The following is a 25,017-nucleotide window of genomic DNA, read 5'->3' as shown; positions in this document are numbered from 1 at the left end:
CTTGTCTTTTCTTAATGAATTGTCCGTATCCTGTGGTGTGGCTTTCCGGATTTGGTTTTCGGTAAGCTTTTTTCCACGGGCTTTCTTCGCCGTTGGTTTTTTGAGTGTAGTATGTCGTAAACGAGATGTCCACGTAAATACATTGCTGCAAATCCCGCTGCTATCCCTAGCCAAAGCCCCGCTATAATAAAGCTATAGATAAGAACAAATAAATAAATAAGCACCATTTGCTGTGGATTTCCACCTTGGAATGAATTCCCCAGACGGTCATCGGAGAGTAATAGAAAACCTAAATCATAAACAGGCAAAGCTGCGATAACCATGATAAAACCCCATAAAAAAGCTTTTCTGCGGTAAGGTCTTTTGCTGTATATAATTTTTTCACCAAATAGCGCGCCAAAACAACTCGCTACGACAACAGCCAATAATATAGCTTTAAATAGCGGCAAAAATTGCTGCACGCCAATAAAATAAAGAATTCTGTCAATTACACACGTTGCAATGACAGCAAGTAAAGCAAAATAGACTGCCGCAAGAAGGCGAGGATTGGAAATAGTGAGGGCTTGATCGTCGTGACTCATGATGTTTACTCCCGATAACAACTTGGTGCAGTTACTTTTGCTTAATTCGGTGGTTTCTGTTTTAATTTTAGACTAAGCTCAGTAAAATATTGCACATTAAGTCTTGTTTTATTTCCCATGCCTGATTTCTATAACGATCATGAAATAACCTTGGGTTTAAAGGCAGGCCACTCAGGACATTTTGTTTTTAATGCCCTCCATAAAGGCATTCATCTATTTTATAAGTCAAATAAACGCAATAATCCTGATTTATCCCTCTACGAAGTGGCATTCAGCAATTTGCTCAGTGCTTTTTTAATGCCCTATCTCACTCCTAAGTATAAATTAGTCAAAGGTAATGGAGAGATACTTGGCTTAGCGTCTGAACATATGTGTTATTCTGCTGACAGTAAGGAAGCTGAAGAGAGCAAGTTTTATTACCTTAACTATGATGCTGAAACAGGCAACATATCCGCGGAAGTACAAGCCAAGCCGGATGACCAAATTTATTTTTTCAATGAGTTCCCCCCAGGCTTTTTTGCCGATTTCTATCAAACGGCAAGAAAAGGCGAGAAATTGGTTTTTGATATGGATTCCCTCGCCAGTGATTTATGTAGCGGTTATACCATGGAAGAAGACGATTTGCATAAAGGAAATATTGGTTTTTATATTGTTGACAGAAAAGGGGTGAAAACAGTTGTTTTCTTTAAGATTGATAATGGCTTGGTCCTGTCTGACAGTGTCATGTCTCATTATGAATCTCGGGTTGTGAATTGGCGTCATGGTGAACATGCTTTCAAAATTACTGCGCGTGATCTGATTAACTTTCCTAAGTTGCAGGATTCTAAAAATCATTATTGGCCCACTAGCAGGCGCTATCTTGTTAATCCCTGTGACCCCAAAGTTTATACCGATGCGGCTGAAATTGCAGCATTCGCTGAATTAGCCAATGATGAGGCATTTCAAAAAGCCAAATGGCGAGCTTGGTATAAACATATTTTGATTGAGTCTCGAGTAGTTGAAGAATACCTGGCACGTTCTCTTGATAGTCAGGATCCTGATGAGAGAGCCAAGATAGCTTTAATTACTCAGGCTACTGTTGCCAGGGTTTCTCGATTGAAAGCAGTGCTCTTTTCAATCTCTGATTTTCGTGATTATGTCCGAGATCTTGATGACACGGCAAAGGAGGCTTTAATTAAGGAAATTTTTCATGGCTTGAGTCAAGAAAGTCAAGTCCAGCTGCAGCCAGGCATTGTTGAGCAAATCAAAGGGTTTGATGCTTTGTGCCAGCCTGTAGGTGGTTTTGTGGGCGATGATACCCCGCTGCATGTTGCTATTCGTCTAGGTGACTATCGCTATCATGAAACTTGGAGTCATTTTAAAGAGTATGCAAATAAAGTGAATAAAAATGGAGAAACTCCTCTTGATGTCGCTGTGAAATTAGCTCAAATGCAATTAAGAAGCGAAAAGAGGGAGGAATCTCAAGATCGAGGAGTGCACTCGTTGGAGTCATCAATAGGAAGCACCGGAATAATCCATTCTCCGGATGTTCGAACAGATCCTTTTTTCATCATCAATCATCTGTTGAATGAAGGGGTAAATAGAACATGCTTTTATAGAGAATTCAGAAAAAAGTATCCGGATCTAAAGCTCATTTCTTATCGGTTTCGCACAGAGTACATCGATAGAGCACGAGATGCCAAAACTGCAGAAGAGCTAATCATGGTTTTTCATGGTTTAGGCGAAGATCACCGCTTTAGTCTTAAAATGAAAAAAGAGATTTCTGTTGTTTGCATGCAATACTTTCTGCGTAATAAAGACGCGAATGAGTCTTTGGGAGTTACTTTAGATCAATTAAAAATGGCTTTAAATGGCGGGAAGGGGAAAAAACCAAGACCAGAGTTGCAATTTATCCGCCAACTGCGCAGTAGTTTGTGGATAGTCCGCATCATTCGAGGGTTGTTAGGCGGTACGTCAACTCAGGTCGAATTGAATCATCTACTTGACGAGGCAAAGGCAACGATTCCGTCATCTTCTTGCTGTTCTTGTTTCTTTGGCCGAGAGGATAAGAGAGAAGTTGATTCCATAACAACCAGCAGCACCTGTCTTTCTTCTTGAGACAAGAAAAGATAATATCAAGCTAGGGCTGTTCCCTAATTACCTCATGATTATTTAGGATACTGATGGGTGTTTTATATAACCTAATTGAGAAATTGCGTTTTTTATTTCTTTTTGCCGTTCTTATCTTATTTTGCCTAACAAAAGCAGTGGATGCTCAATTTGGCTTTTTTGAATTCGGCAATCTTATATTTTTTGTTCTCATTGGTTTTAGTCTCTTCATTATTGGCAAAGGCTCCAAAGCACTTCTTCTCCTCATCGCTTTCCTTATGATGACAGAGGTTCTTTGTGTGCTGTTATCTTTTTTACTCGCGCATCCTATGGTGGAGCTTATCAAGACTTTCTTTGCCATGCTGTACTTTCTGTTGATGGCAATCGTTTCTCTGCGCTATACGTTGGCGGATAAAACCATTGATGTGACCACTTTATTTGGTTCGTTAACAGCCTATCTATTTATTGGTTTAGCCTATGCTCATCTTTATTTATTGATAGATCGTCTTGATCCGCAGGCGTTTTCAGGTATGTTAACGAATGACAGCTCAGTGATTTATTATTCATTTATCACTTTAACTACTGTTGGTTTTGGCGATATTTATCCGAAATCACCGATTGCGCAAACCCTTTCCTGGTTTGAATCGCTTACAGGACAGGCTTATCTAGCTATCATTATGGCACAATTAGTTGGTCGCTATGTGGCTGATACCTTGCATTTAAAAAATAAGCAATAGGGTTTTATACTGCTTCCAGAATGGCGGCAACACCCATTCCTCCTGCTGTACAAATGGAAATTAGTCCTCTTCCTTTGCCATGGTGGTGCAAAATTTTAGCAAGCCCACTCACGATGCGAGCACCTGTTGCGGCGAAGGGATGGCCAAGGGCAAGACTACCTCCTTTAATATTCATCTTCTCTCGATCAATGCTGCCTAAAGCCTCCTCACGATTGAGAGCGCGCTTGCAGTATTGTTCTGATTCCCATGCTTTTAATGTACAAAGCACTTGGCCCGCAAACGCTTCATGAATTTCATAGAAGTCAAAATCCTGAAGCTTTAACTGCTGACGTTTTAGTAACTCACTCACGGCGATTGTCGGAGCCATAAGTAAGCCTGCACCTTTTACAAAATCCACTGCGGCTACTTGCGCATCGACAAAGCGTGCTAAAATGGGATGCTGATAGTGATTGGCGATGGTTTCACTGACAAGATAGACCGTTGCAGAACCGTCAGTAAGAGGCGTGCTATTACCTGCTGTTAACGTGCCCTTGCCACTGGTATCAAAAACGGGCTTTAATTTAGCTAATTTGTCTATCGTTGTATCGGATCGTAAAATACCATCTTGCTTCAGACCTCTATATTCAATCAGTAAGTCGTCATAGAATCCTTCCAAGTAGGCCAACAACGCCATTTGATGGCTTCTCAATGCTAATTCATCTTGCTCTTCTCGCGAAATATTCCATTCCTTAACCATTTTTTCGGTATGTTCACCCATCGATAGGCCAGTACGTGGTTCCACTACAGCTGGAAATTCCGGTTTGAAATCCGCAGGTCTAAAGGATGCCATCGCTTTTAATTTCTCGAGGACGCCTCTTGCCTGTTTTAAGTGAAGGAGTTTGCGAGCAAAGCGGTTAGGGAACATGACAGGGATGTCACTATTTGTGTCTACTCCGCCGGCAATGCCATCGTCAATTTGATAATTGGCAATTTTAAGAGCAATCTGCAGGATTGTCTCGAGGCTAGTCCCACAAGCTCGCTGTAAAGTAAAGGCAGGTGTATAGGGATTCAGTTCTGTCCCAAGCACGCTTTCTCGAGCTAAATTCCAATTAAAGGAGCTGTTAATAACTGCACCTAATCCAACATCACCTACCTGCTTACCCTCAAGTTTCATTTTCCTTACTAAGGCTTGTAGCGAGGCGATCATTAAATCTTGAGTAGAAACATCCTTGTAAGTCGTCATTGATTTAACGAAGGGGGTACGAATTCCACCCGCAATGTAGACTGGTCTTGTTTTCATCAAGGATATCCTTATTACTTCAAGTAATCGTGTACTACCTTTCCATAGGGAAGTGTTAAGTCAGAAACAAAATGAAGTCCACTGATCACGCGTTTTACAGGTAATTTGGCAACAGGTGCCATGACATGATGATAGAGTTCTAACTCTGCTGGTCCAGTCCATGCTCCCTTTATTGTAATATCTGTAAGATGGTATTCCACCAACTCACAAATGCGAGTGCTGCCATCGACATGAGGAATAATCTTTAGCAAATAGGTCGGTCCACCTAAGGCTTCTGCTACTTTTTTATTATCAAGTGCTTGATATTTATACCCCATGGTCGCAGTGGCAACACGATTGCAGCCATAGTCCAAGGTACCAAGAAGGGTTTCTTTCTCAACCGTCAAACGGGGTTGGGCGAGTTTTTTAGGGAATCCCCAAATTTCGCGCCCCCCTGCGATGGGTGGATGATCATCCAGATACATAGCATGGGTATAGCCGCCTTCTTTACCCTTGAACCGAACAGGGATAACTTGACCTGACTCTGTGTAATCTCCGAATCCTGTTGAGTCTGGCATGCGAATGACTTCAAATTTAACTACCGGCTCCGTTACTTCTAGAGGAGCAGGAACGACTTCCCGCAACAAATCAATGTCCGTTTCATAAGTAACAATGAGATATTCGCGGTTGATAAAACGATAGGGCCCAGGAGGATAGGAAGGACTACAAAAAGGCATGTTAAAAGCATTTTTTTTGATCTGTGATTCGTTCATTCTCAACTCCTGTAATTGGCTAAATCTTTTTAATAGCGAACGGTTTCTTCTTATTCCATAAACCAGCCATGAGTAAGAATCATAGACTGTCCTGTTAATGCATTTGAAGGGAATGAAGCAAAAAACAATGCCGCTTGAGCAACATCATCAACCGTTGTAAATTCACCATCAACGGTTTCTTTAAGCATTACTTTTTTAATAACATCCTCTTCACTTATATTTAATGCTTTAGCCTGTTCAGGAATTTGCTTGTCTACGAGTGGTGTGCGCACAAAGCCAGGACAAATGACATTAGCACGGACTTTATATTGAGCTCCTTCCTTAGCCACCACCCTACATAGGCCAAGTAAGCCATGCTTGGCAGTCACATAAGGAGCTTTTAACACGGAAGCCTCTTTAGAATGTATGGAACCCATATAAATAATGCTACCGCCATTTCCTGCACCGTACATGTACTTCAGACAAGCTTTAGTGGTGAGGAAAGCTCCATCTAAATGAATAGCAAGCATTTTTTTCCAATCGGAGAAGGCGAGTTTATCTACAGACTCAATGATCTGAATACCAGCGTTGCTAACTAAAATATCAATTGTTCCATATTTGTTGGCTACGGAATCAACACCTGTATTCACTTGACCTTCGTTAGTGACATCCATAGCAACAGCCATGGCCTTGCCACCTTTAGATTGGATTTCATCAGCAACTTGCTGGGCTTGACTAAGATTAAGATCGGCAATAGCGACGCTTGCTCCTTCATGGGCATAGACAAGAGCAATTTCTTTACCAATTCCACTGGCAGCACCCGTAACGATAGCTACTTTGTTCTTTAATTTCATGTTTACATTCCTTTGTCATGATGTTTATTCTTATATGATTATAACAACGATTTTCCATTTTGCCTTAATAGTTTAGTAAAACTATTAATCAAGACAAAATGGAAGGGAGAGCTAGAAAAAAGACTCAGTGTGGTAAAGTATTAGTAGCAATAGTAACGCCCATAGCTCCACCAGCAACGTCTTCTTTCTTCTTCTCGGCCTATTGCATAACCGAGTAGTCCACCTGCACCGGCTCCAATAAGGGCTCCTCCTGCATCTCCACTAACAGCGTAACCGATACCTGCCCCTGCTGCAGCTCCAGTGGCAGTACCTACTTGCGTAGGAGTACAGGAAACCAAACCCATGGTCGATAACCCCAAGAAAAACATAACATAAATTAGTTTTTTCATGGTTAAGCTCCTCTTGATAGTTAGGTCCTTCATCAGAGATATTAGTACAAAAATGCCGCACTTGCTCAAAATGTGGTCAAATTCAGATTTGCTGTTCCAGGAAGAAAAGAAGATAAGTCATGTCTCTCATTGAACTATAATGAATAATGAAAAGACCGTTTGCATGATTTACAAACGGGGCTTTTTATGACTACTCGTAGGGGTATTCAGTCATTACATAGCAACGACGTTGAATAGATAGGGAAGTCTATGAAAGGAAAACACAATGGAATTGATTTTGAGTGTGTATCTCAAAAATGTAATGGAAAATATGCAGCAGAATATTCGCTCATCTTTCACTACGATCAATGTACTTATGTGGTTAGAAAATCAGTAGGAAAGGTATTTACAACAAAACAAGAAGCTGAAAGAAAAGCAATGGAAACTGCTAAAAGGCAAATCGAAAAAAGCCTTTTTTAACAAGACTGCTGCTTATTTAACTGTGTCATACCCGCATAGGTGGAAATCCATTCTGGGTGGTACGAGGCTTTAATCAGGATGGATCCCCGCCTACGCGGGTATGACATAGTTCGGTAAACGCTCTCTAATCCCTTTGTTTGATGTAGGACTCATTAGCTTTTTCTATTGCGCGCTTGAGAAATTCTCTATGCCCCAGTAGTATTGGCAAATATCCTAAGAAAAAGAGGGCGCTATGTTTCGAGGAAGTATGGTGGCACTAGTCACGCCGATGACGGAAGATCAAGTTGATGTTGCACGCCTACGGGAGTTGGTGGAATTTCATATCAGTGCAGGTACACATGCTATCATCGCGGCAGGAACTACAGGTGAGGCAGGTACCCTTTCTCACCAGGAAAAGCTTTTGGTTATAAAAACGGTTGTTGAACAGGTACGTGAGAGGTTACCAGTAATTGCCGGTACAGCCTCGAACGCCACAAAGGAGTGCATTGCTTTTGCACAAGAAGCAATGGAATGCGGGGCACATGCCGCGCTGATTATGACTCCCGCCTATATCAAACCCACGCAAGAAGGTCTTTATCAGCACTATAGTCAAATTGCCAAATCGGTGGCCATCCCGATTATTCTATATAATGTGCCAGGCCGTACTGCTTGCGACTTGCTCCCAGAAACGGTAGCTAGATTGGCAAAAGTTTCAAATATTATTGGTATTAAAGAGGCAACAGGACAAATAACTCGCCTGCAGCAAATATTGCGTTTGAGTGAGGGTCTTCTTGATGTGTACAGCGGTGATGATTTAACGGCTGCTCAGTGGATGCTAGCGGGAGCAAAAGGGGTGATTTCAGTTACTGCCAATGTCGCACCTCGTCAGATGGCAAAATTATCCGATGCTGCATTGGATAATGATCATGCAAACTGTCTACGTGTAAATGAGCAATTGGCCACGCTTCATGAATTACTATTTGTAGAATCAAATCCTATCCCTGTAAAATGGGCTCTAAGCCGGATGGGATTAATCAATGACGAACTGCGGTTACCCTTAACATCTTTATCTGCCGGTCATCACGCGGCATTAGAGCAAGTATTACATAACTTGCAGCTCGTTTAATGAGGAAAAATTGTTGTGAAAAAGATAGGTTTTGTAATCGTTTCAGTATCGTTATTATCAGCGTGTTCACAGTATGCCAAAAATGGGGAGTCACAATATTTAAACAGTAGGAATGGTCCGATTGTGGTAGTCCCATCGCCATTGACGGATAGTAATATAAGTCATTTTTATGATTTACCTCCGCAGAATCAAAATGCGCGAGTTAGTATTGCACCACCCTCTGATCCAACGATTACTGAGCAGGCGACTTAATTTAGAAGGTGACATATGGCCACTGAATCTGACGAGTTAGCAACCATCCAGGAATTATCTGCTCGTTTGGTAGAAGCACAGCGCACGATACGTATTTTGGATAGCATTAAGTGGGATGATTCAATCAAGCAAGAATTTTTTGCCAAGAAGGGGAATATCTTACCGAAGATAGATAAAGATTATTATCTCAGCAAGCCTCTGCCTTTTGATGCAACAGAAAAACAGGAAGAATTTCGCTTAATCTTGCGTGATGCCCAAAATAAACTTGGCCAATATTCGCCTGTGGCACGCTTAATTAAGCGTCAGTGTGAAGAGTATTCAAGGGCTGTACAGATGCTAGATGCTCGCGGTACACCTACATTCTGTGAGCTAGCCATGGAATTATATGGTAGTCCTCATGATGCTTTTTATTCTGGGGGACCACGTTTAAGCGAATTGGGTACAGTCTTGTTTGATGTGTTAACCGCACTTGATGTGCAATTGCAATCAGAGGCAGATGTCAAACGTTATACCCCAAAGCAAGCTCAGGAAATATTACAAGAACGTCTCAGCAATTTTTTCGAGCAACATCCTGGAAAAGTTACGGTTATGGTAAGTGATGGTATGGTTGCTGATGCCTCGGCTGGTGCTGATACCATTAAACTAAGCCAGCAAGCCATGTTTAGTGATCGGGATTTGACTTATCTAGAAGTTCATGAAGGTTGGGTGCATGTTGGCACTACACTTAACGGTGCTACACAACCTTATTGTTTCTTCTTGTCGAAAGGCTCACCATCAAGCAGTGTGATTCAAGAAGGATTGGCTGTTATTACTGAAGTAGTCACTTTCTCTTCTTATCCTGGTCGTGTCCGTAAGATTACTAACCGCGTTATCGCGCTTGATAAAGTTCGGGAAGGCGCAAACTTTATTGATATTTTTCGTTATTTTATTGAATGCGGTTTGAGTGAAGATGACAGCTATAATCATGCTGTTCGCGTATTTCGTGGTAGTACTCCTGATGGTGGTCCTTTTACTAAAGATTTGGCTTATGCCAAAGGCTTTCTCTTGATCTATAACTTTATGCGTTTTGCTATCAGTCAACACAAGATTAATTCCATTCCTTTACTGTTTACAGGTAAGTTGGTTCTGGATGACTTGCCTTTACTTGGTGAATTAAAGGAGCGCAATCTTTTGATCCCTCCTGTGTATTTACCCCCCCCATTTCGTGATTTGGCCGCTTTAGGCGCATGGATGAGTTTTTCACTATTCTTAAATAAGTTTGATCTTGCTGAGATACAAAAGAATTTTCGTTTTTTACTGGTTTAACTTGTAGCGATTTCTTTTTAACTTTGGGAGAGACGGATGGGCTTATTAATCGATGGGCATTGGCAGGATAAATGGTATGATACCGCCAAGACCGATGGGAAATTCAAACGCGAACCCACGCAGTTTAGAGAAGAAATACAAAGCTATCCCAATGCTCGTTTCCTCGCTGAAAAAGGACGTTATCATTTGTATGTTTCCTTAGCTTGCCCATGGGCACATCGCACACTCATCTTTAGGAAACTTAAGAAATTGGATCATTATATCGATATTTCTATTGTGCATCCTCATATGCTTGAACATGGTTGGGAATTTAAAGTAGGTATGGGAGCCACTGGAGATAACTTATATGGATTAAATTATCTTTATGAGATCTATATCAAGGCAGATAAAAACTATACAGGCCGAGTCACGGTACCCGTTTTATGGGACAAAAAAGAAAAGACCATCGTTAATAATGAATCGGCAGAGATTATTCGCCAGTTTAATCAGGCTTTTGATCATTTAACGGGTGATAAACAAGATTTTTACCCTGAGGCTTTGCGTGCCGAAATCGATGCCATAAATGATAAAGTTTATCAATCAGTTAATAATGGTGTTTACAAGTGCGGTTTTGCTACCACTCAAGAAGCTTATGAACAAGCCTATTATGAACTGTTTACTACCCTTAATGAGTTAGAAGGGCATTTGCAGCAGCACGAATATCTGGTTGGAGAAAGATTAACTGAAGCCGATTGGCGGTTGTTTACTACACTAATTCGTTTTGATGCGGTCTATTACAGCCATTTCAAAGCAAATCAACAGAGAATTACTGATTACCCAGCGCTGCAAGCTTATCTTAAAAGACTCTATCATCATCCAGGGGTGCGCGAAACAGTAAATTTTGAACAAATTAAGCAGCATTATTATTTCAGTCATAAAACAATTAATCCGACGCAAATTGTCCCGGTAGGTCCTCGATTGAATTTGGATTAAATTCGATAATTGTCAACACATCCTAGAACGCCGAATGATTTAAATTAAACCACCTCGACGTACCGCGACTTGTTCGCGGTATCCATAAGTTCGCAGCCACCAGTATTCTCCTGGATACTGCGGACAAGCCGCAGTACGTAGGGATAGGGAGCTATTGTTTTATTTAAATCATTCGGCGCTCTAGTTATAAACATTCTGTTTATTGCTCTTTATATCAATCTCAGCGGAAATATTAAAATCAAAAAAGCTTTGATAGCTTGGATTTGATAGAATATGCATATCCTCTAAATATTCTTTAGACTCAATTTTTTGTTTCCATGACAGATAATAAACGTCTACAAGACGTTTATAGAAAATATTTTCATCTTGAATATTGCCATGTAAATAATCATGTATTAATGAATGATGTGCTTTTTTCGAATCTGCATTTAAATCTTGATTTGCTAATAATTCTTTTAATTCTGCATCAGATTTAATATTCAACAAACCCACCATGCCAAGCCTAAGTTCAAATAACATTTGAGCAATATTGAGTAAAGCGATTTGCTTTCTTGAGGGTTCACCACTGAAATAAGATTTAAGTAGAGTTATTTTTTCATTTGCTCCTAAACCCATATAAGCAGCAAACTTTCCTAAATCTATAAATTTATCATCACAATGAGAATCAGTAAAATCTACTAAAAACGTTTTATTTTGTTGACTTAACAAAATATTCCCGGGATTTAAATCTAAATGACAAGGGCATAAATGACTATCTTTATAGAAAAATTCTCCCACCTGCTCAATCCAATGCCTTGCTCTTACAAGCAATTCTTCTTTTTCTGGATCAGAATTTTTTTCTTTAAGCATTTGTTTCAGCTGAAATAAAAAATGAGCATCAGATAAATTAATTGTTAAATCGGCAGAATGTAATATGCGAATGCTGTTTGCAATACTTGTTAGTTGTGGTTTGTCCAAAGTTTCTGGTAGCGGCCATTCTCCATGAATGAATTCCATTAATGTATAATCACTATCCCTATAAAGTATTTTAGGTCCAATTTCGGCAGCGGAACAAAAGTCTTGAAATAAAATCTCACGATTATAATCTCTTAAATCTATTTGCTCAGGATTCTTTCTTACAACAACACAATATTCCTTTCCTTCGTCTGATAGATTGACTTTGAATATTGTTGTAGCTATTCCTCCCTTGAGTGGAGCAATCTGCATATTTTCAAGATCACTATTGGGGTAATACTTATACAAAAAATCACGTACCTGTCTATGTTGCTCTGAACCTGGCATACTTCTGACTCAAACATTTAACTAAAGCATCGATGAGTTATCATATACTACAGTTATATGGTGTTGAAGCTATTTTCTGACTCTAAAATCCTGGCAGGAATAAGGTAATTTGTGCTTTAATAAACTATTATGTTAAGAATTAAGTATAGGGTTTGCTTATGACCTTTGTTGTTACCGAAAGTTGTATTAAGTGTAAGTATACCGACTGCGTCGAAGTTTGTCCGGTAGATTGTTTTTATGAAGGCCCCAATTTTTTAGTTATTCATCCTGATGAATGCATTGATTGCGCTTTATGTGAACCGGAGTGTCCTGTCGATGCTATTGTCTCTGAGGATGATCTCACGGACGATCAAAAGCAATTCCAGGAACTCAACGCAGAACTTGCAAAAGAGTGGCCTAATATCACTTCTAAAAAAGAGCCCCCGGAAGATGCAGAATCTTGGGAAGGGGTTGAGGGTAAGCTTAAGTACCTTGAAAAAGAGTGGAAGAAATAAGCTCTCTCGCGGGCGATGCTATCAACCATTGTCAGCGAGTTCTCGGTAATCATGGAAGGCTCTCTACTGCTATCCCTGGCTTTGTAGCGCGAGCACCACAAATTACTTTAGCAACAGCAATTGCACAAGCGATCACAGAGCAATCAACATTGATCGCCGAAGCCGGGACAGGTACTGGGAAAACGTTTGCTTATTTGATTCCCTGTTTGTTAAGTGGCAAAAAGGCGCTTATTTCAACAGCTACTAAGACATTGCAAGACCAGCTGTTCCATAAAGATTTACCCATGCTTATTCGCGCTTTAGGTATTGCTGTCTCTGTCCAAAATCTAAAGGGGCGAGCCAATTACCTTTGTCGGTATCGTATAGAACTACACGCTGAAGAAGGGCGTTTTAATTCTCCACAAGCTGTGCACGAGCTTTTACATATAAGGGAAAAGCTACCTCAGTTAGTCAATGGCGAGCGTTCAGAGTTACCGGAAATTAGTGAGGATTCTGCAGCATGGCCTTATGTAACATCGACAACAGAAAATTGCTTAGGCAGTGAATGTGAGTATCACGAAAGTTGTTTTTTAGTAAAAGCTCGCAAACGGGCCTTAGAAGCAGATATCGTTGTCATTAATCATCATCTTTTTTTTGCTGATTCCCGATTAAAGGAAGAAGGTTTTGGTGAATTACTTCCCGATATTGAGGTCGTCATCTTTGATGAAGCACATCAATTGGCCGAGATTGCTGCAAATTTTGATGGCGAGCGAGTAGGGACGCGACAGATCCGTGATCTGATTGATGATTTATTACGTGAATGGCCTGTACTTGATTTAGCGAATCAACCCTTAAAGGAATTAAGCTTAAAAACGGATCGAGTACTTGACCAGTTATTTCTGGCTCTACCAGCGCATGAAGAGCGAATAAGCTGGGACGTCGTGGAGCGCAATCAGGCGTTTATTACAGCCTGGATCATGCTATTGCAATTGATTGATGAATTTTTGGAATGTGTCAGGAGCGTGGATTTTGAGGTTACTGTTGGCTTGATGCGCTGTGCAAAGCGTTTTGAGGAATTGAAAGAGCGTTTATCGCATTTCAGCATGACCGAGAAAATACAAATCCGCTGGCTAGAGCGCTTTAAACATACACTGGTTTTTCACGCCACACCGTTTGATATAGCTGAGTCCTTTAGTGCATTGTTAGCACGTAAGCAAAGTGCTTATGTTTTTACCTCGGCCACATTAACGATGGCCTCCTCTTTTGATTGTTTTATGAAACCTTTGGGTTTATCGAGAGCGAAAACGTTATTATTGCCGAGTCCTTTCGATTATCAGCAACAAGCTTTACTTTATTTGCCACGTGATATACCTGATCCTAAAGATGCGCGCTACTATGATGTGTTACTAGAAAAAGCATTGCCTATCATCGAAGCCTGTGGTGGGCGTTGTTTTTTCTTGTTCACCAGTCATAAAGCGTTAAAGTTAGTTGCTCAAAGACTAAACAATGCCTTAAACTACCCTCTCTTAATTCAAGGAGAGGAAGCCAAACCTATTTTGTTGGCGCGTTTTCGGCAGTTGGGCAATGCAGTACTTCTGGGAACTGCTACGTTTTGGGAGGGTGTTGATGTCAAAGGTGAGGCATTATCATGTGTTATTATTGATAAATTACCTTTTGCAAGCCCAGGAGATCCTGTGATACGTGGTAAAATGGCTTATTTTAAATCGCAAGGACTATCAGGCTTTGATGAATTATCGTTGCCAAATGCCGTGTTGGCGTTGAAGCAGGGCATTGGACGACTCATTCGGGACGTTAATGATCGAGGCGTATTAATGATAGCTGATCCTCGTTTGACAGGAAGAGAGTATGGCCGTCATATCTTTGCTAGCTTCCCGGCGTTAAGGAAAACACGTGATGAGCAAACTGTACTAACGTTTATAAGTAAATTGGCTTTAAAAAATGAACCTGTTGGCAATTGATACTTCAACAGAATATATATCTGTCGGCTTAAGTGTAGGCGGCAAATTAAAAAATAGTGAGCTGCGAGGGCAGCGACAACATGCGCAAGTGATATTGCCTATGATTGAGCAGCTCTTAGCGGAAGGTGGACTTCAATTAAGTCAACTTGATGCTATTGTTTATGGTCGGGGGCCAGGCAGTTTTACTGGTCTTCGTATTGCTTGCAGTGTTGCGAAGGGCCTTGCTTATGCGCATGATCTTCCTTTATTCCCAGTAAGTAGTCTTGCAGCGATAGCCGAGGAAGCCTTTTATCATACCGAAGATGATGCAAGCAGCGTGCTTGCCATGATCGATGCCAGAATGAATCAAGTATACTGGGCATGTCTTGCACCTCACCAATATGAAGTGCAAGAGTCTGTGGATGCCGTTGCCAACATTACGGTCTCACCAGTTTCTCCCTTGATTCTTGCAGGGGTTGGATTTGAACCTTACTTCGATCAATTATCACCTGTAATTCAAGAAAGAATTATTAAAAAGTGCCTCATTTATCCTCAAGCACAAGCGATGATTCGTATCGCTTTGAGTGGTAAAATACAAGCTATTTCTGCTGCAAAAGCGTCACCTGTGTACATTCGCAACCAAGTAACCCAAGGAGAGCCCCGTGGATAAGCGATTGCTTGAAATTCTGGTCTGCCCACTTTGTAAAGGCAAATTGGTCATTAAAGAGAAAGAATTGATTTGTCGTTTTGATCGTCTAGCCTATCCTATCCGTGATGGCATACCTGTGATGCTGGAACAAGAAGCACGCTTGATTCCGTTAGAGGAAAAAGAACAATTATGAGTTGTGAGTTTCACGTCATCATTCCTGCGCGTTATCACTCATCTCGCTTACCCGGTAAGTTGATGATGGAGATTGAAGGGATCACGGTTATTGAACGGGTTTATCGACAAGCCTTGCAGGCTAAGCCAAAGTCCATCACCATTGCCACCGATCATTTGATCATTGCCAAGCATGCTGAATCGTTTGGGGCTCAGGTAAAAATGACGGCACTGAGTCATCAAACAGGCACTGATAGAATTGCGGAGGTAGTAGTGAGTGGTCAATTTTCTCCGCAAGATATTATTGTCAATGTGCAAGGTGATGAACCATTTATTGCTCCTGAATTAATTGCTCAGGTCGCACGAAGCTTATATGATTCACCAACCCCCATGGCCACGTTGTGTTGGCCTCTGGATCAACAGGAACAATTGCAGAATAGTAATGTTGTCAAAGTGGTGCGTGATTGCAATAACAATGCACTTTATTTTTCTAGAAGTGCTATTCCTGCAAATCGTGATAACCCAAATAGTATCAAGAATGTCTTTCGTCATATTGGATTGTATGCTTATCGTGCTTTCTTTTTGCTAGACTTTGTCAATTGGCCTGTATGCGAACTTGAAGCAACAGAAGCATTGGAGCAATTACGAGTACTTTGGGCAGGGCACCAAATTAGAGTTGAAACAGCCTGCGTTTCACCACTACAAGATATTAACACAAAAGAAGATCTTGTTTTGGCTCGTAAATTCGTTTCTTCTTTGTATGAGACAAATTAGGCCTGTTGACCATAACCCCTACGTACCGCGGCTTGTCCGCGGTACTCACAAGATCCCTGGATGACGCGGACAAGCCGCGTCACGTAGGCCTTGTAGAGCAGTTGTCAACAGACCCTAATAATTGGGTCTTGTGAGTGTTAGTGAACCCAGGTTCATCCTTCAGCCCATACTCTGAGGATAAGAACCTAGCAGAGTCATCATCACAGAGCGACTTGCTAACTCATTTAAGGCGGCCTGAATCTGGGGTTCGGATTGATGTCCTTCAAAATCAATAAAAAAGAGGTAGCTCCAATTTCTATGTCGGTATGGACGCGACTCTATCAATGTCATGTTGATTTTATATTTTTCAAAAGGAGATAGAAGCTGGATTAAGCTTCCTGGTTCATGGGGTGTAGAGATCACAATGGAGGTTTTATCACAACCACTAGGGCCTGGAAGTTGTTTGCCCAGAATAATGAAACGTGTGGTGTTATTGGGGTAATCTTCTATATGTTGATGGGATTTTTGCAATTTATAAATTTCAATCGCTTTATTGCCACATATGGCTGCTGATTCTGGATCTTGCGCCGCGAGTTGAGCTGCAAGCCCATTGCTGGCTACCTCTTTAAGCTCCACATTGTGGTAATGAACACCTAGCCAATGACGACATTGAGACAATGTTTGTTGGTGAGCATAAATGACTTTGAGAGGTTGGGAAGGAGCAATACGTGCCAGATGATGGTGGATACGTAAGGCAATTTCTCCACAAATCTGTACGTCACTAGTAACGAGATTATCGAGGGTGATATTAACCATGCCTTCTGTGCTATTTTCAATAGGGACAACCCCATAATGGACATTACCACTTTCTACCTGCTTAAATACTTCTGTGATCGAAAGTTCGGGAACCAAATTCACACTCTCCCCAAAATGTTTTTCCACTGCTTGTTGGGTAAACGTGCCTTCAGGACCAAGATAGGCAATGGATAGAGGTTGTTGCAAGGCAAGGCAAGCTGTCATGATATCACGGAAAATACGGGCTACTTCCCGATCGGGCAAGAGGCTATCATTGTTAGCCACAATTGAACGCAAGATCTGAGCTTCTCGCTCTGGACGATAATAAATAGGGGTGTGCTGCTGTTGTTTAATTTTGGCTATCTGTGCAGCTAAAGCAGCTCGCTCACGCACTAAGTTAAAAATGTCCTTATCTAACTTATCAATTTTTGTACGTATACTTGCAAGCTTATCGTCACCCTTCATGACAGGCTCCCAATTGCGTTTTTATCCAATCGCTTTTTACGTAAATACAATAGCAATGCTGGAAAAATCATAATGAAGATGCCGCTAGCAAAAATCAAGCGAAAATGCCCTGCTCCTCCCAGATCCATACTGGTTTCAGGGGGTATAAAACCTACAAACAAGGTAATAGCACAACCTGCCAAACCCAGAATGCACGTTGAATAGTAACCGAATGTTCTACCTGGTATCACAAAAGCACGTGGTAAGTGTGCAAATTTCTTCTTTAAAGACCAAGCTGCAATGAACATCAAGACGTACATCATAATATATAGTTCGGTGCTCAGATCAGTAAACAGCCAATAAATGGCATTGACACTTGGGAATAATAAAAATCCACTGCAAAGCAGTGTCACTAAAATGGCTTGTAAGACTAAAATACGGGAGGCCACTCCGTGACGATTTAGGCGATAGAGCCAATGTGGTAGGAAACCATTATCTGCCGCAAGCAATAAGCCTTTGGCGGGAGAGATAATCCAGTTAACCATACTTCCTAGGCTGCCAAGTAATAGTAAAACAACAATGAGCGGCATGAGTGCAGTTAGATGATAAGCCTGAAAAAAGTTCGTAAAAGCTTGCATCACTCCAGCAACCAAATTAATTTTTTCTTGAGGAAGAACAAATGCGATAGCTAATGAGCCCAGAATCATGGTGCTTAAAATTAGTAGAGCTGAAAAAAACATGGCTCGTGGGAAATTACGCTGGGGATCACGAACGTTGCGCACGTGTACTGCAGCAAGTTCCATTCCAAGAAAAGAGGTCATTATCGCCGTTAAGGATACCCAGGATTGTGTGTTCTTCCATTGAGGAATCAAGCTATGCAAGTGTAAGTCAATTGCAATCGGATTCCCTTTTACCAGCCATATAAGTGCAAGCAAAATAATTAACCCCATTGGTAAAATCATGCCAAAAATGGCACAAAAACTGGCGAAAGCCGCGGATGCGCGCAAACCTGCAAGCCCAAGAAAAGTAAGCGACCAAAAGACAATAAGGATAACCGTAATTAAGTAATATTTATTTTGTGCTAAAGCCGGGTTTATCAGATAAGCCAAGGTGCCGGCAATAAACGATAAAATGGTAGGATACCAAACCATGGTATTGATCCATTGCAGCCAGATGGTTATGAAAGCCATGCTTTCACCAAAGGCATGCTTCACCCAACTATAAACCCCGCCTTCTTCTTCAGGCCAAGTTGATGAAAGTTCTGCAGCAACCAAGGCTACAGGAATAAGAAATACAATGGCCGAAAAAATAAAAAAGAAAATGAGTGAGGAACCAAAAAGTGCTGTTGTGGGTAAATTACGAATACTATCGATGGCTCCGGTAATTAATAATACGAGGGCAACAACCGAAATTTTTTCCGAAGACCATGCTTTCATATAACAGTTCCAGTGGAGGTAATTGGCAAAAAGATAGACATTATAAGGGAAGGAGTATGGCTATGAAAAGTATTCCCGCGGTGAATTTAAAAGACAAATTTTGCTACAGAGCTTGTATCTTTGATGACATTTTGTTACAAAATTCTCACCTTCACGGAAAAGGAAAAATAAAATGCTAAGATTTTTTACAAGTTCATTTAATCGGCAAAACCTCGCACTAGCAAGTGTACAGGCATTAAATTTGGCTGCGATGGGAGCAGCAGCTTACAGCATGATTTCTAATCCCGAGACCGCTGGGGAGTTTTCTTTAGATTTCCTCGCTCATCTTATCAGTTTCAGAGCATTAGCTCCCAACTCAACAGAATCAATGGAACTGGGTGGTCTTTTTCTTAATACGGCAAGATTAGGTGCAATTTATATGGGGTTTGTCAACTCAGGCTGCTCTGATGTTCCAAGTGCAGCACTTGCGGGTGACGCTCTATTTCATGGTGTGAATATGATGTCTTCATTGCTCCATACTGGTGGTAAGAAGAGTGAAGAAAGGCAGCACACTCAAACTCAAGCCACTGTACACTAAAGTCAACATCCATGCACGGTGATAATAATTCGCCGTGCACTCGCTTGATTGCGATGTTCACATAGATAAATCCCTTGCCACTGGCCTAGTGCTAATTGTCCATCCTTAATGGGTATAGTAAGGTTGGTTCCAAGCAAGATGTTTTTAATGTGTGCTGGCATGTCATCTTCACCTTCCAGAGTATGTCGATATAATCGATTGTCTTCTGGTATGGCTTGATTAAAATAGGTTTCTAGATCCAGACGTACATCAGTACACGTATTTTCACTAATGGCTAAAGAAGCAGAAGTATGCTGTAGGAAAAAGTGAGCTAGGCCTGTTTTTATTTTTGGCATTGATAGCAATATGGGCTCTAGTTCTTTGGTGATCAGATGAAACCCTCGTGTTTTTGGGGCCAGGGTATGTTCTTTTTGCCAATAAAGAGGGTTATCCATGATGGTATCCATCCCGACATGATGGTGATTTTTGGGTTGTTCCGTTTCGTTGCTGCCATTCTTCTGGGGTATATAAATGAAGTGTTAGGGCATGTAACCCAGTCTTTAATTCATCGTCCAATAGGCTGTTAATTTTTCGATGGCGATTAATCATCGTCATCCCTTTGAAGGCATCGGAGACAACGAGCACCTTAAAATGGGTTTCTGACCCTAACGGAACATGGTGCTTACTGGATTCATTTTCTACAGACAAATGAGCCGCATCCAGTGCACCGTTAATTAACGTTATAATTCGATCTTGCCGCGACATAAAATGGTCCACCAAAGTAAATGTTTACTCTTTGCACAGGACAAAATTTTTATACTGTCATTGCGAACGAAGTGAAGCAATCTAGTACAAACCTTTGTTCAAAGTTCGATCTGGATTGCTTCGCTAACGCTCGCAAAGACGCCATTTTGATTTTTTGTCCTATACAAGATGTTTATTAAGTATACTCAATTTTCAAATGCTTTCTAAATTTAATTATGCTATCTTTTGCCAATTTTCTACAAACATGCCCAGGAGGGTCCGCATGAAGCAGAGAGGGTTCACACTCATTGAACTGATGATTGTTATTGCTATTTTAGGGATTCTTATTTCTATTGCTGTGCCTGCCTATAGACAGCATATTGTGCGCGCAAGGGTCATTGAAGGATTGAACTTGGCATCCCAGGCAAAAATTGCAGTGACAGAAACAGCAATGACCAATCGTGCTTTACCTGCAAATCAGGAGGCTGCTGGTTATACCAGCCCTTCACCTACTGTCAACGTGAAATCCATAACCATAGGAGATAAAGGGGTTATCACTATCACATACACACCTGAGGCAGGTGATGGCACCATCTTATTAGTGCCATCGATGAGGCAGAATGGCGAATTAACTTGGACTTGCACTGAAGGAACTTTACCAGAAAAATATCGTCCGTCTGGTTGTAGGTAAGAGCTCCTAAGATTTATTCATTCTCAAAACTCTTATGTCATTTGTCATCCCCGCGAAGGCGGGAATGACAAATGAGAATATGATCGTGAGGGTGATATTATTACGATCTAGAGTTTTTGCGCCACCAGTCTATTTTTAAGTCGCACATAATCAGGTAAACCGTTATTATAGGGTGGGTAAGCCTCGCCTTGTATTAATGGAGCCAGATAGCGGCGGCACTCTTCAGTAATCCCCATGCCATCCTCACTGATAAAACTTTTCGGCATGGTTTTTTCTTGATTGGCAACCTCAGCCAGCGGAACATGACTAATTGACCATCGATAAGGTGCATCTTGTTCACGTTTGATGATTGGCATGATGGCATTATGTCCTGATAAAGCCAAGTCAACGGCAGCTTTACCAAGTGCATAGGCTTGCTCAAGATCAACTTGAGAAGCGATATGTCTTGCGGCGCGTTGCAAATAATCGGCCACAGCCCAATGATATTTGTAGCCCAACTCGCTCTTGATTAATTGCGCAATGACAGGAGCGACACCCCCTAATTGCGCATGACCGAAGGCATCTCTTAAACCAGCTTCGCTTAAAAATTGCCCCTCTTCATTGCGAATACCCTCAGAAACAACCACAACGCAGTAACCATATTTTTTGACGCATTCATCAACCTTGCTTAAGAAATGTTGCTGTTTGAAAGGAACTTCGGGGAAGAGGATGATGTGAGGCGGCTCGTATGCATTTTGACCTGCAAGACCACTTGCTGCTGCTATCCAGCCCGCATGTCTTCCCATCACTTCAAGAATAAACACCTTTGTGGAAGAAGCTGCCATAGATGCCACATCGAAGCCAGCTTCTAATGTGGAGATGGCTACATATTTTGCAACTGAACCAAAGCCAGGACAAGCATCGGTGAAGGGTAAGTCATTATCCACGGTTTTGGGAATACCAATACAAGTGATTGGATAGCCCATATCACTACCTAATTTTGAGACCTTATAGGCAGTGTCCTGTGAGTCTCCACCACCATTATAAAAAAAGTATCCAATATCATGAGCCTTGAATACTTCTATTAGCCGTTGATATTCAGCGCCGCTATCCTTCAGTTTATAACGGCATGAGCCAAATGCACCAGAAGGGGTATGCATTAATTTGGCGATGTCTTCATCACTTTCTAAGGAGGTATCGATCAGTTGTTCATTTAAGGCTCCAATGATGCCATTTTGTGCGGCATATACTTTGCCTATTTTTTCCGGGTATCGCCGTGCCGTTTGAATGACTCCACAAGCTGAAGCATTAATAACTGCGGTAACGCCACCAGACTGGGCGTAAATTGCATTTTTGATTGACATGATTTCTCCGTGATAAAGATATACCCCATTCAGTTAGAAGGGTTAGTTTGATATAGATTGTCAAATTCATCGATGACTTCGTCAATACTTTGAATTAATTCTGCAAAGGCATTTTTAAGATCATCAATTTGTTTCGCCGTTTTTGCCTGTTTTTCTAAGCGAATGACCTGTGTTTGCAAATGAGGAACACCGCAGAAACAACAGGCTCCATGCAATTTATGAGCAGCACTCTCCAAACCTTTGATGTTCTTATCATGCAATAACTGGATAAATTCATCTCGGTTTTTACGTAATTCTTCAACAAAATGGCTAAGGAATTCTTCAGCCAAAGCCTGATTCCCTGAGACCTTTTGTACGCATAATTGCCAGTCTATGGCAGCCGATTTAGTCCCCTTTACTATGCGCAGCAAACAATTAAGCAATTGTTTTTCATCGATGGGTTTTTGTAAACAAAAATCTACCCCTGCTTTTTTTAGTTTTTCTTTGCTTAAATGGCTACTGTCTGCACTAATGACGATGGCAGGTGTTTGTTTATTTAATATGGATTGATGACGGATAAGACGAGCAGCATCAAGACCATTCAGTTTAGGCATCTGCAGATCCAGCAGAATAACACTATAGCGTTTGCCCTGACATGCCTTAACGGCTTCTTCGCCATTATCCACTGTCTCCATATTGCAGTTCTCTTGCAGTAACGATGTTAACAACATGCGGTTGATGGGATTATCCTCAGCAACGAGTACATCGGGATAAGCTAATCGCAATTGCGAGCGCAAATTATCTAATTCCTGGTTTGTATTTACTGATTGTGTTGCTTCATTAAGTAAAGATTCAATGGTTTCGTGCAGTTTCTGAATACTAATGGGTTTAAATAAGAAAGCCTTTGCACCTAGGGCTTGAGGGTTATGAATGACCCACTTGGATACCAAAATACAGGGAATGGTTTTTTTCTTAATACCTGCGCTACTTGTTTTTCACAACCTTCATTTACATTGATAAATGCCAAGGAGCAATCGCTATGTTCATTAAAGGCTTTTTCTAGTTGATTAAAGGCAGTAACACGGATGCATTCAATTCCCCAAAAACCTAAACCGTTACACATCGCTTCTAAATATAAAGGATTATCGTCAAAGCAGAGCACTTTTAGATTATCAAAACGATGGCTTTGTTCCTTCTCCACTTCATAAGCAGCCAATTTTTCCAATTTCATTCGTACAGAGAACGTTGAACCCTTATTGATTTCGCTGGTAAATGTAATGCGTCCTTGCATTTGTTCCGCCAGTTTCTTACATATGACCAAACCTAATCCTGAACCACCATAACGCCGAGTAATGGTTGTATCAGCTTGGTTAAATGCGTTAAATAATTTAGGTTGATCTTCAGGAGATATGCCAATGCCAGTATCGGTAACTGATAGACACAATGTGTAATCTTTGTCTGATTCTTGTTCAATGCAAGTACGAATCAACACATAGCCATGGTCGGTAAATTTGATGGCGTTATTTACCAGGTTGGTAATAATTTGTTTGATACGAATGGGATCACCGAGTACTTTGCGTGGCACATTGATTTCTGTTGCCGGGATAAGGTCTAGCCCCTTTCTGTGGGCGTTGGGTGCAGCCAACGCTAAAACTTCATCGATGCACGCACGAATATCAACAGGAATGCAATCTAAGTGCAATTTACCGGCATCCATTTTGGAATAGTCAAGAATATCATTAATAATTGTGAGCAAGTCTTGGGCTGAGGATTTAATCGTTTTCACATAATCTATCTGTAAACTATCGAGTTTTGATTCCAATAGCACATTGGTAAAACCGATAACCCCATTCATGGGATTACGAATTTCGTGGCTCATATTAGCTATAAACTCAGATTTTTGCCGGCTTTTTTCTTCACATTTCTTTTTTTCTAAAGATAATTCAATGTTTTTTTCTTCCAAAAGTTCCAAACTCTGTTGTAAATCTTCAGTAGCGACTTCAATGTGCTGATTCAAATCGCGTACGATATTTAGGTATTGTTTTTGTAAATGGGAGCAGCCTTTTTCAACAATTCCCAATTCCCCAGGACTTGATACATTAATATGGGTTTCAAACTCATTACTAAGAATTTGCTTCATGCTTCGTCGTAAACGAGAAATAGGAAGATAAATGCGTCTTGATAAGAAGAAATGAATAGTCAAACTAATGAGCAACCCCAGAAGTGTAATAAAAATGGTCACAATATACATTTGATAGCGTTTAATCAGCATGGATTGAGTATCAATATCAAGGGAAAGCCACCCCAAGATATCATCTGCCTGTAACGCCATAAGATAGGGGGATTTTTTAAAGGGGCTCGTTGAATAAAGATTAAATTTGGGAATGGTAATTGGTGCAAGGAAATTGATCGTATAAGGTTTGATTTGTTTGCTCTCAATGTAATCACCTGTATATTGAGGCGGTTTAAATGGTTTGTGAATGGCGTGCTTCCCGCCACGATAAGCCAGAAGTTGTCCTTGGGCATTATAGAATGCTATAGCTTGGATTTCAGGATTGATGGTAGATGCGTCAATTAAGCCCTGCAAGGTCTTACGATCATTACGCATCATGGCAAATTGTGCTGCAGGGAGTAGTTGACGAATATAGGACTCTCCCAGTCGTGACATATGTTGATTTAAATCTTTATTAAATTGGCCATTGTAGAAGACAGCAAAGAGGAGGGCGACTAAAAAAACAGGGATGAGTGTGGTGATGCGCAGTTGATATTTGATACCAAGTCGCTTCATAGGCGGCACCTATTGTAAATTAATTTGGATATAAGCGCTTCAGACATGGCAATTTCCTATGAAATAGTCCCAAAACGTTACTATGCGCTAATTGTTGACAATTCATGATGAACGATGGGCATCTTGCACTGTCAATTACAATCGCATCTTGATTAAGCTTAGCAAATTTAAAACCAGATCTTATAAGATACAAAGACAGAAAGC

Annotated in this window: 27 protein-coding genes; 14 read left to right on the top strand and 13 right to left on the bottom strand. The window is 40.9% G+C overall.

What is annotated here, in order from left to right; genetic code table 11:
* Positions 1-11: 11 nt before the first annotated feature.
* Positions 12-581, bottom strand: coding sequence for a hypothetical protein (locus CKV79_RS09745; protein WP_028372699.1), 570 nt, complete (start codon positions 579-581; stop codon positions 12-14).
* Between the two features lie 117 nt (positions 582-698).
* Between CKV79_RS09745 and ankK the strand changes: the two genes are divergently transcribed.
* Complete coding sequence (gene ankK, locus CKV79_RS09740) at positions 699-2,678, top strand: Dot/Icm T4SS effector AnkK/LegA5 (protein WP_028372700.1); 1,980 nt, start codon at positions 699-701, stop codon at positions 2,676-2,678.
* A gap of 65 nt (positions 2,679-2,743) precedes the next feature.
* Entirely contained in the window at positions 2,744-3,406 is a 663-nt protein-coding gene (locus CKV79_RS09735; protein ID WP_051546097.1) for an ion channel, read from the top strand.
* A gap of 4 nt (positions 3,407-3,410) precedes the next feature.
* Here the strand turns inward: CKV79_RS09735 and CKV79_RS09730 are convergent, their stop codons facing one another.
* The 4 genes from CKV79_RS09730 to CKV79_RS09715 all read right to left on the bottom strand — a co-directional run bounded on the left by CKV79_RS09730 (position 3,411) and on the right by CKV79_RS09715 (position 6,659).
* Positions 3,411-4,685: an acetyl-CoA C-acetyltransferase gene (locus CKV79_RS09730; RefSeq protein ID WP_028372701.1), complete on the bottom strand. Its 1,275-nt coding sequence runs from the start codon at positions 4,683-4,685 to the stop codon at positions 3,411-3,413.
* Positions 4,686-4,699: 14 nt separating this feature from the next.
* Positions 4,700-5,437 carry an acetoacetate decarboxylase gene (locus CKV79_RS09725; RefSeq protein ID WP_028372702.1) on the bottom strand — a complete coding sequence of 246 codons (738 nt, stop codon included), beginning with the start codon at positions 5,435-5,437 and terminating at the stop codon, positions 4,700-4,702.
* A gap of 50 nt (positions 5,438-5,487) precedes the next feature.
* Entirely contained in the window at positions 5,488-6,270 is a 783-nt protein-coding gene (locus tag CKV79_RS09720) for a 3-hydroxybutyrate dehydrogenase (protein ID WP_028372703.1), read from the bottom strand.
* 140 nt (positions 6,271-6,410) lie between these two features.
* A complete protein-coding gene (locus tag CKV79_RS09715; protein ID WP_028372704.1) occupies positions 6,411-6,659 on the bottom strand; it encodes a glycine zipper domain-containing protein in 249 nt (82 codons plus the stop codon).
* Between the two features lie 249 nt (positions 6,660-6,908).
* Here CKV79_RS09715 and CKV79_RS09710 point away from each other — a divergent pair, with 249 nt between their 5' ends.
* The 5 genes from CKV79_RS09710 (at position 6,909) to CKV79_RS09690 (ending at position 10,752) form a co-directional block, all read left to right on the top strand.
* A complete protein-coding gene (locus CKV79_RS09710) occupies positions 6,909-7,118 on the top strand; it encodes a hypothetical protein (RefSeq protein ID WP_028372705.1) in 210 nt (69 codons plus the stop codon).
* A gap of 232 nt (positions 7,119-7,350) precedes the next feature.
* On the top strand, positions 7,351-8,223 hold the full coding sequence (gene dapA / locus CKV79_RS09705; protein ID WP_028372706.1) for a 4-hydroxy-tetrahydrodipicolinate synthase: 873 nt from the start codon (positions 7,351-7,353) through the stop codon (positions 8,221-8,223).
* A 15-nt stretch (positions 8,224-8,238) separates the two neighbouring features.
* Positions 8,239-8,475, top strand: a complete 237-nt coding sequence (locus tag CKV79_RS09700) for a hypothetical protein (protein WP_081778038.1) — start codon at positions 8,239-8,241, stop codon at positions 8,473-8,475.
* Positions 8,476-8,490: 15 nt separating this feature from the next.
* A complete protein-coding gene (locus CKV79_RS09695; protein WP_028372707.1) occupies positions 8,491-9,780 on the top strand; it encodes a flavohemoglobin expression-modulating QEGLA motif protein in 1,290 nt (429 codons plus the stop codon).
* 36 nt (positions 9,781-9,816) lie between these two features.
* Positions 9,817-10,752: a glutathione S-transferase family protein gene (locus CKV79_RS09690; RefSeq protein WP_028372708.1), complete on the top strand. Its 936-nt coding sequence runs from the start codon at positions 9,817-9,819 to the stop codon at positions 10,750-10,752.
* A 180-nt stretch (positions 10,753-10,932) separates the two neighbouring features.
* On the opposite strand, the gene CKV79_RS09685 is transcribed toward CKV79_RS09690, so the two are convergent.
* Positions 10,933-12,033, bottom strand: coding sequence for an aminoglycoside phosphotransferase family protein (locus CKV79_RS09685; protein WP_028372709.1), 1,101 nt, complete (start codon positions 12,031-12,033; stop codon positions 10,933-10,935).
* Positions 12,034-12,191: 158 nt separating this feature from the next.
* Here CKV79_RS09685 and fdxA point away from each other — a divergent pair, with 158 nt between their 5' ends.
* From fdxA to kdsB, 5 genes are read left to right on the top strand one after another with little or no spacing between them, the layout of a single operon-like run.
* Positions 12,192-12,527 (top strand): ferredoxin FdxA, encoded by a 336-nt coding sequence (gene fdxA / locus CKV79_RS09680; RefSeq protein ID WP_028372710.1) that lies wholly within the window; start codon positions 12,192-12,194, stop codon positions 12,525-12,527.
* Complete coding sequence (locus CKV79_RS09675) at positions 12,515-14,485, top strand: ATP-dependent DNA helicase (RefSeq protein WP_028372711.1); 1,971 nt, start codon at positions 12,515-12,517, stop codon at positions 14,483-14,485. The genes fdxA and CKV79_RS09675 overlap by 13 nt, the downstream gene beginning before the upstream one ends.
* The gene (gene tsaB / locus CKV79_RS09670; RefSeq protein WP_028372712.1) at positions 14,466-15,134 is read left to right on the top strand and encodes a tRNA (adenosine(37)-N6)-threonylcarbamoyltransferase complex dimerization subunit type 1 TsaB; all 669 of its coding nucleotides are present in this window, start codon (positions 14,466-14,468) and stop codon (positions 15,132-15,134) included. Before CKV79_RS09675 ends, tsaB begins: the two co-directional genes overlap by 20 nt.
* On the top strand, positions 15,127-15,306 hold the full coding sequence (locus CKV79_RS09665) for a Trm112 family protein (RefSeq protein WP_028372713.1): 180 nt from the start codon (positions 15,127-15,129) through the stop codon (positions 15,304-15,306). The genes tsaB and CKV79_RS09665 overlap by 8 nt, the downstream gene beginning before the upstream one ends.
* Positions 15,303-16,058: a 3-deoxy-manno-octulosonate cytidylyltransferase gene (gene kdsB, locus CKV79_RS09660; protein WP_028372714.1), complete on the top strand. Its 756-nt coding sequence runs from the start codon at positions 15,303-15,305 to the stop codon at positions 16,056-16,058. Before CKV79_RS09665 ends, kdsB begins: the two co-directional genes overlap by 4 nt.
* Before the next feature lie 159 nt (positions 16,059-16,217).
* On the opposite strand, the gene pheA is transcribed toward kdsB, so the two are convergent.
* On the bottom strand, positions 16,218-17,297 hold the full coding sequence (gene pheA / locus CKV79_RS09655) for a prephenate dehydratase (RefSeq protein WP_028372715.1): 1,080 nt from the start codon (positions 17,295-17,297) through the stop codon (positions 16,218-16,220).
* Positions 17,294-18,712, bottom strand: coding sequence for an APC family permease (locus CKV79_RS09650; protein ID WP_028372716.1), 1,419 nt, complete (start codon positions 18,710-18,712; stop codon positions 17,294-17,296). The genes pheA and CKV79_RS09650 overlap by 4 nt, the downstream gene beginning before the upstream one ends.
* Positions 18,713-18,884: 172 nt before the next feature.
* On the opposite strand from CKV79_RS09650, the gene CKV79_RS09645 reads away from it, so the two are divergent.
* Positions 18,885-19,289 (top strand): hypothetical protein, encoded by a 405-nt coding sequence (locus tag CKV79_RS09645; protein WP_028372717.1) that lies wholly within the window; start codon positions 18,885-18,887, stop codon positions 19,287-19,289.
* 2 nt (positions 19,290-19,291) lie between these two features.
* Here the strand turns inward: CKV79_RS09645 and CKV79_RS09640 are convergent, their stop codons facing one another.
* On the bottom strand, positions 19,292-19,723 hold the full coding sequence (locus CKV79_RS09640; RefSeq protein WP_231950092.1) for a secondary thiamine-phosphate synthase enzyme YjbQ: 432 nt from the start codon (positions 19,721-19,723) through the stop codon (positions 19,292-19,294).
* Entirely contained in the window at positions 19,716-20,033 is a 318-nt protein-coding gene (locus CKV79_RS09635; RefSeq protein WP_028372719.1) for a BolA family protein, read from the bottom strand. The genes CKV79_RS09640 and CKV79_RS09635 overlap by 8 nt, the downstream gene beginning before the upstream one ends.
* A 262-nt stretch (positions 20,034-20,295) precedes the next feature.
* Between CKV79_RS09635 and CKV79_RS09630 the strand changes: the two genes are divergently transcribed.
* Positions 20,296-20,703 carry a pilin gene (locus tag CKV79_RS09630; RefSeq protein WP_028372720.1) on the top strand — a complete coding sequence of 136 codons (408 nt, stop codon included), beginning with the start codon at positions 20,296-20,298 and terminating at the stop codon, positions 20,701-20,703.
* Positions 20,704-20,810: 107 nt separating this feature from the next.
* Here the strand turns inward: CKV79_RS09630 and CKV79_RS09625 are convergent, their stop codons facing one another.
* The 3 genes from CKV79_RS09625 to CKV79_RS09620 are packed head-to-tail and all read right to left on the bottom strand — an operon-like array spanning position 20,811 to position 24,813.
* The gene (locus CKV79_RS09625) at positions 20,811-22,046 is read right to left on the bottom strand and encodes a 6-phosphofructokinase (RefSeq protein ID WP_028372721.1); all 1,236 of its coding nucleotides are present in this window, start codon (positions 22,044-22,046) and stop codon (positions 20,811-20,813) included.
* A 29-nt stretch (positions 22,047-22,075) separates the two neighbouring features.
* Complete coding sequence (locus tag CKV79_RS14190; RefSeq protein WP_408606906.1) at positions 22,076-22,975, bottom strand: response regulator; 900 nt, start codon at positions 22,973-22,975, stop codon at positions 22,076-22,078.
* Entirely contained in the window at positions 22,936-24,813 is a 1,878-nt protein-coding gene (locus CKV79_RS09620) for an ATP-binding protein (RefSeq protein WP_408606905.1), read from the bottom strand. The genes CKV79_RS14190 and CKV79_RS09620 overlap by 40 nt, the downstream gene beginning before the upstream one ends.
* Between the last annotated feature and the right edge of the window lie 204 nt (positions 24,814-25,017).

The organism is Legionella lansingensis (genome assembly GCF_900187355.1).
Taxonomy (GTDB): domain Bacteria; phylum Pseudomonadota; class Gammaproteobacteria; order Legionellales; family Legionellaceae; genus Tatlockia; species Tatlockia lansingensis.
Note: the sequence above shows the minus strand (reverse complement) of the source record. Positions and strands in the feature narration are given on the sequence as shown.

Excerpts from the sequence above, each read along its gene's own strand:
- CKV79_RS09745 (WP_028372699.1), bottom strand. The coding sequence starts at position 581 with ATGAGTCACGACGATCAAGCCCTCACTATTTCCAATCCTCGCCTTCTT.
- ankK (WP_028372700.1), top strand. The coding sequence starts at position 699 with ATGCCTGATTTCTATAACGATCATGAAATAACCTTGGGTTTAAAGGCA.
- CKV79_RS09735 (WP_051546097.1), top strand. The coding sequence starts at position 2,744 with ATGGGTGTTTTATATAACCTAATTGAGAAATTGCGTTTTTTATTTCTT.
- CKV79_RS09730 (WP_028372701.1), bottom strand. The coding sequence starts at position 4,685 with ATGAAAACAAGACCAGTCTACATTGCGGGTGGAATTCGTACCCCCTTC.
- CKV79_RS09725 (WP_028372702.1), bottom strand. The coding sequence starts at position 5,437 with ATGAACGAATCACAGATCAAAAAAAATGCTTTTAACATGCCTTTTTGT.
- CKV79_RS09720 (WP_028372703.1), bottom strand. The coding sequence starts at position 6,270 with ATGAAATTAAAGAACAAAGTAGCTATCGTTACGGGTGCTGCCAGTGGA.
- CKV79_RS09715 (WP_028372704.1), bottom strand. The coding sequence starts at position 6,659 with ATGAAAAAACTAATTTATGTTATGTTTTTCTTGGGGTTATCGACCATG.
- CKV79_RS09710 (WP_028372705.1), top strand. The coding sequence starts at position 6,909 with ATGAAAGGAAAACACAATGGAATTGATTTTGAGTGTGTATCTCAAAAA.
- dapA (WP_028372706.1), top strand. The coding sequence starts at position 7,351 with ATGTTTCGAGGAAGTATGGTGGCACTAGTCACGCCGATGACGGAAGAT.
- CKV79_RS09695 (WP_028372707.1), top strand. The coding sequence starts at position 8,491 with ATGGCCACTGAATCTGACGAGTTAGCAACCATCCAGGAATTATCTGCT.
- CKV79_RS09690 (WP_028372708.1), top strand. The coding sequence starts at position 9,817 with ATGGGCTTATTAATCGATGGGCATTGGCAGGATAAATGGTATGATACC.
- CKV79_RS09685 (WP_028372709.1), bottom strand. The coding sequence starts at position 12,033 with ATGCCAGGTTCAGAGCAACATAGACAGGTACGTGATTTTTTGTATAAG.
- fdxA (WP_028372710.1), top strand. The coding sequence starts at position 12,192 with ATGACCTTTGTTGTTACCGAAAGTTGTATTAAGTGTAAGTATACCGAC.
- tsaB (WP_028372712.1), top strand. The coding sequence starts at position 14,466 with ATGAACCTGTTGGCAATTGATACTTCAACAGAATATATATCTGTCGGC.
- kdsB (WP_028372714.1), top strand. The coding sequence starts at position 15,303 with ATGAGTTGTGAGTTTCACGTCATCATTCCTGCGCGTTATCACTCATCT.
- pheA (WP_028372715.1), bottom strand. The coding sequence starts at position 17,297 with ATGAAGGGTGACGATAAGCTTGCAAGTATACGTACAAAAATTGATAAG.
- CKV79_RS09650 (WP_028372716.1), bottom strand. The coding sequence starts at position 18,712 with ATGAAAGCATGGTCTTCGGAAAAAATTTCGGTTGTTGCCCTCGTATTA.
- CKV79_RS09645 (WP_028372717.1), top strand. The coding sequence starts at position 18,885 with ATGCTAAGATTTTTTACAAGTTCATTTAATCGGCAAAACCTCGCACTA.
- CKV79_RS09640 (WP_231950092.1), bottom strand. The coding sequence starts at position 19,723 with ATGGATAACCCTCTTTATTGGCAAAAAGAACATACCCTGGCCCCAAAA.
- CKV79_RS09635 (WP_028372719.1), bottom strand. The coding sequence starts at position 20,033 with ATGTCGCGGCAAGATCGAATTATAACGTTAATTAACGGTGCACTGGAT.
- CKV79_RS09630 (WP_028372720.1), top strand. The coding sequence starts at position 20,296 with ATGAAGCAGAGAGGGTTCACACTCATTGAACTGATGATTGTTATTGCT.
- CKV79_RS09625 (WP_028372721.1), bottom strand. The coding sequence starts at position 22,046 with ATGTCAATCAAAAATGCAATTTACGCCCAGTCTGGTGGCGTTACCGCA.
- CKV79_RS09620 (WP_408606905.1), bottom strand. The coding sequence starts at position 24,813 with ATGAAGCGACTTGGTATCAAATATCAACTGCGCATCACCACACTCATC.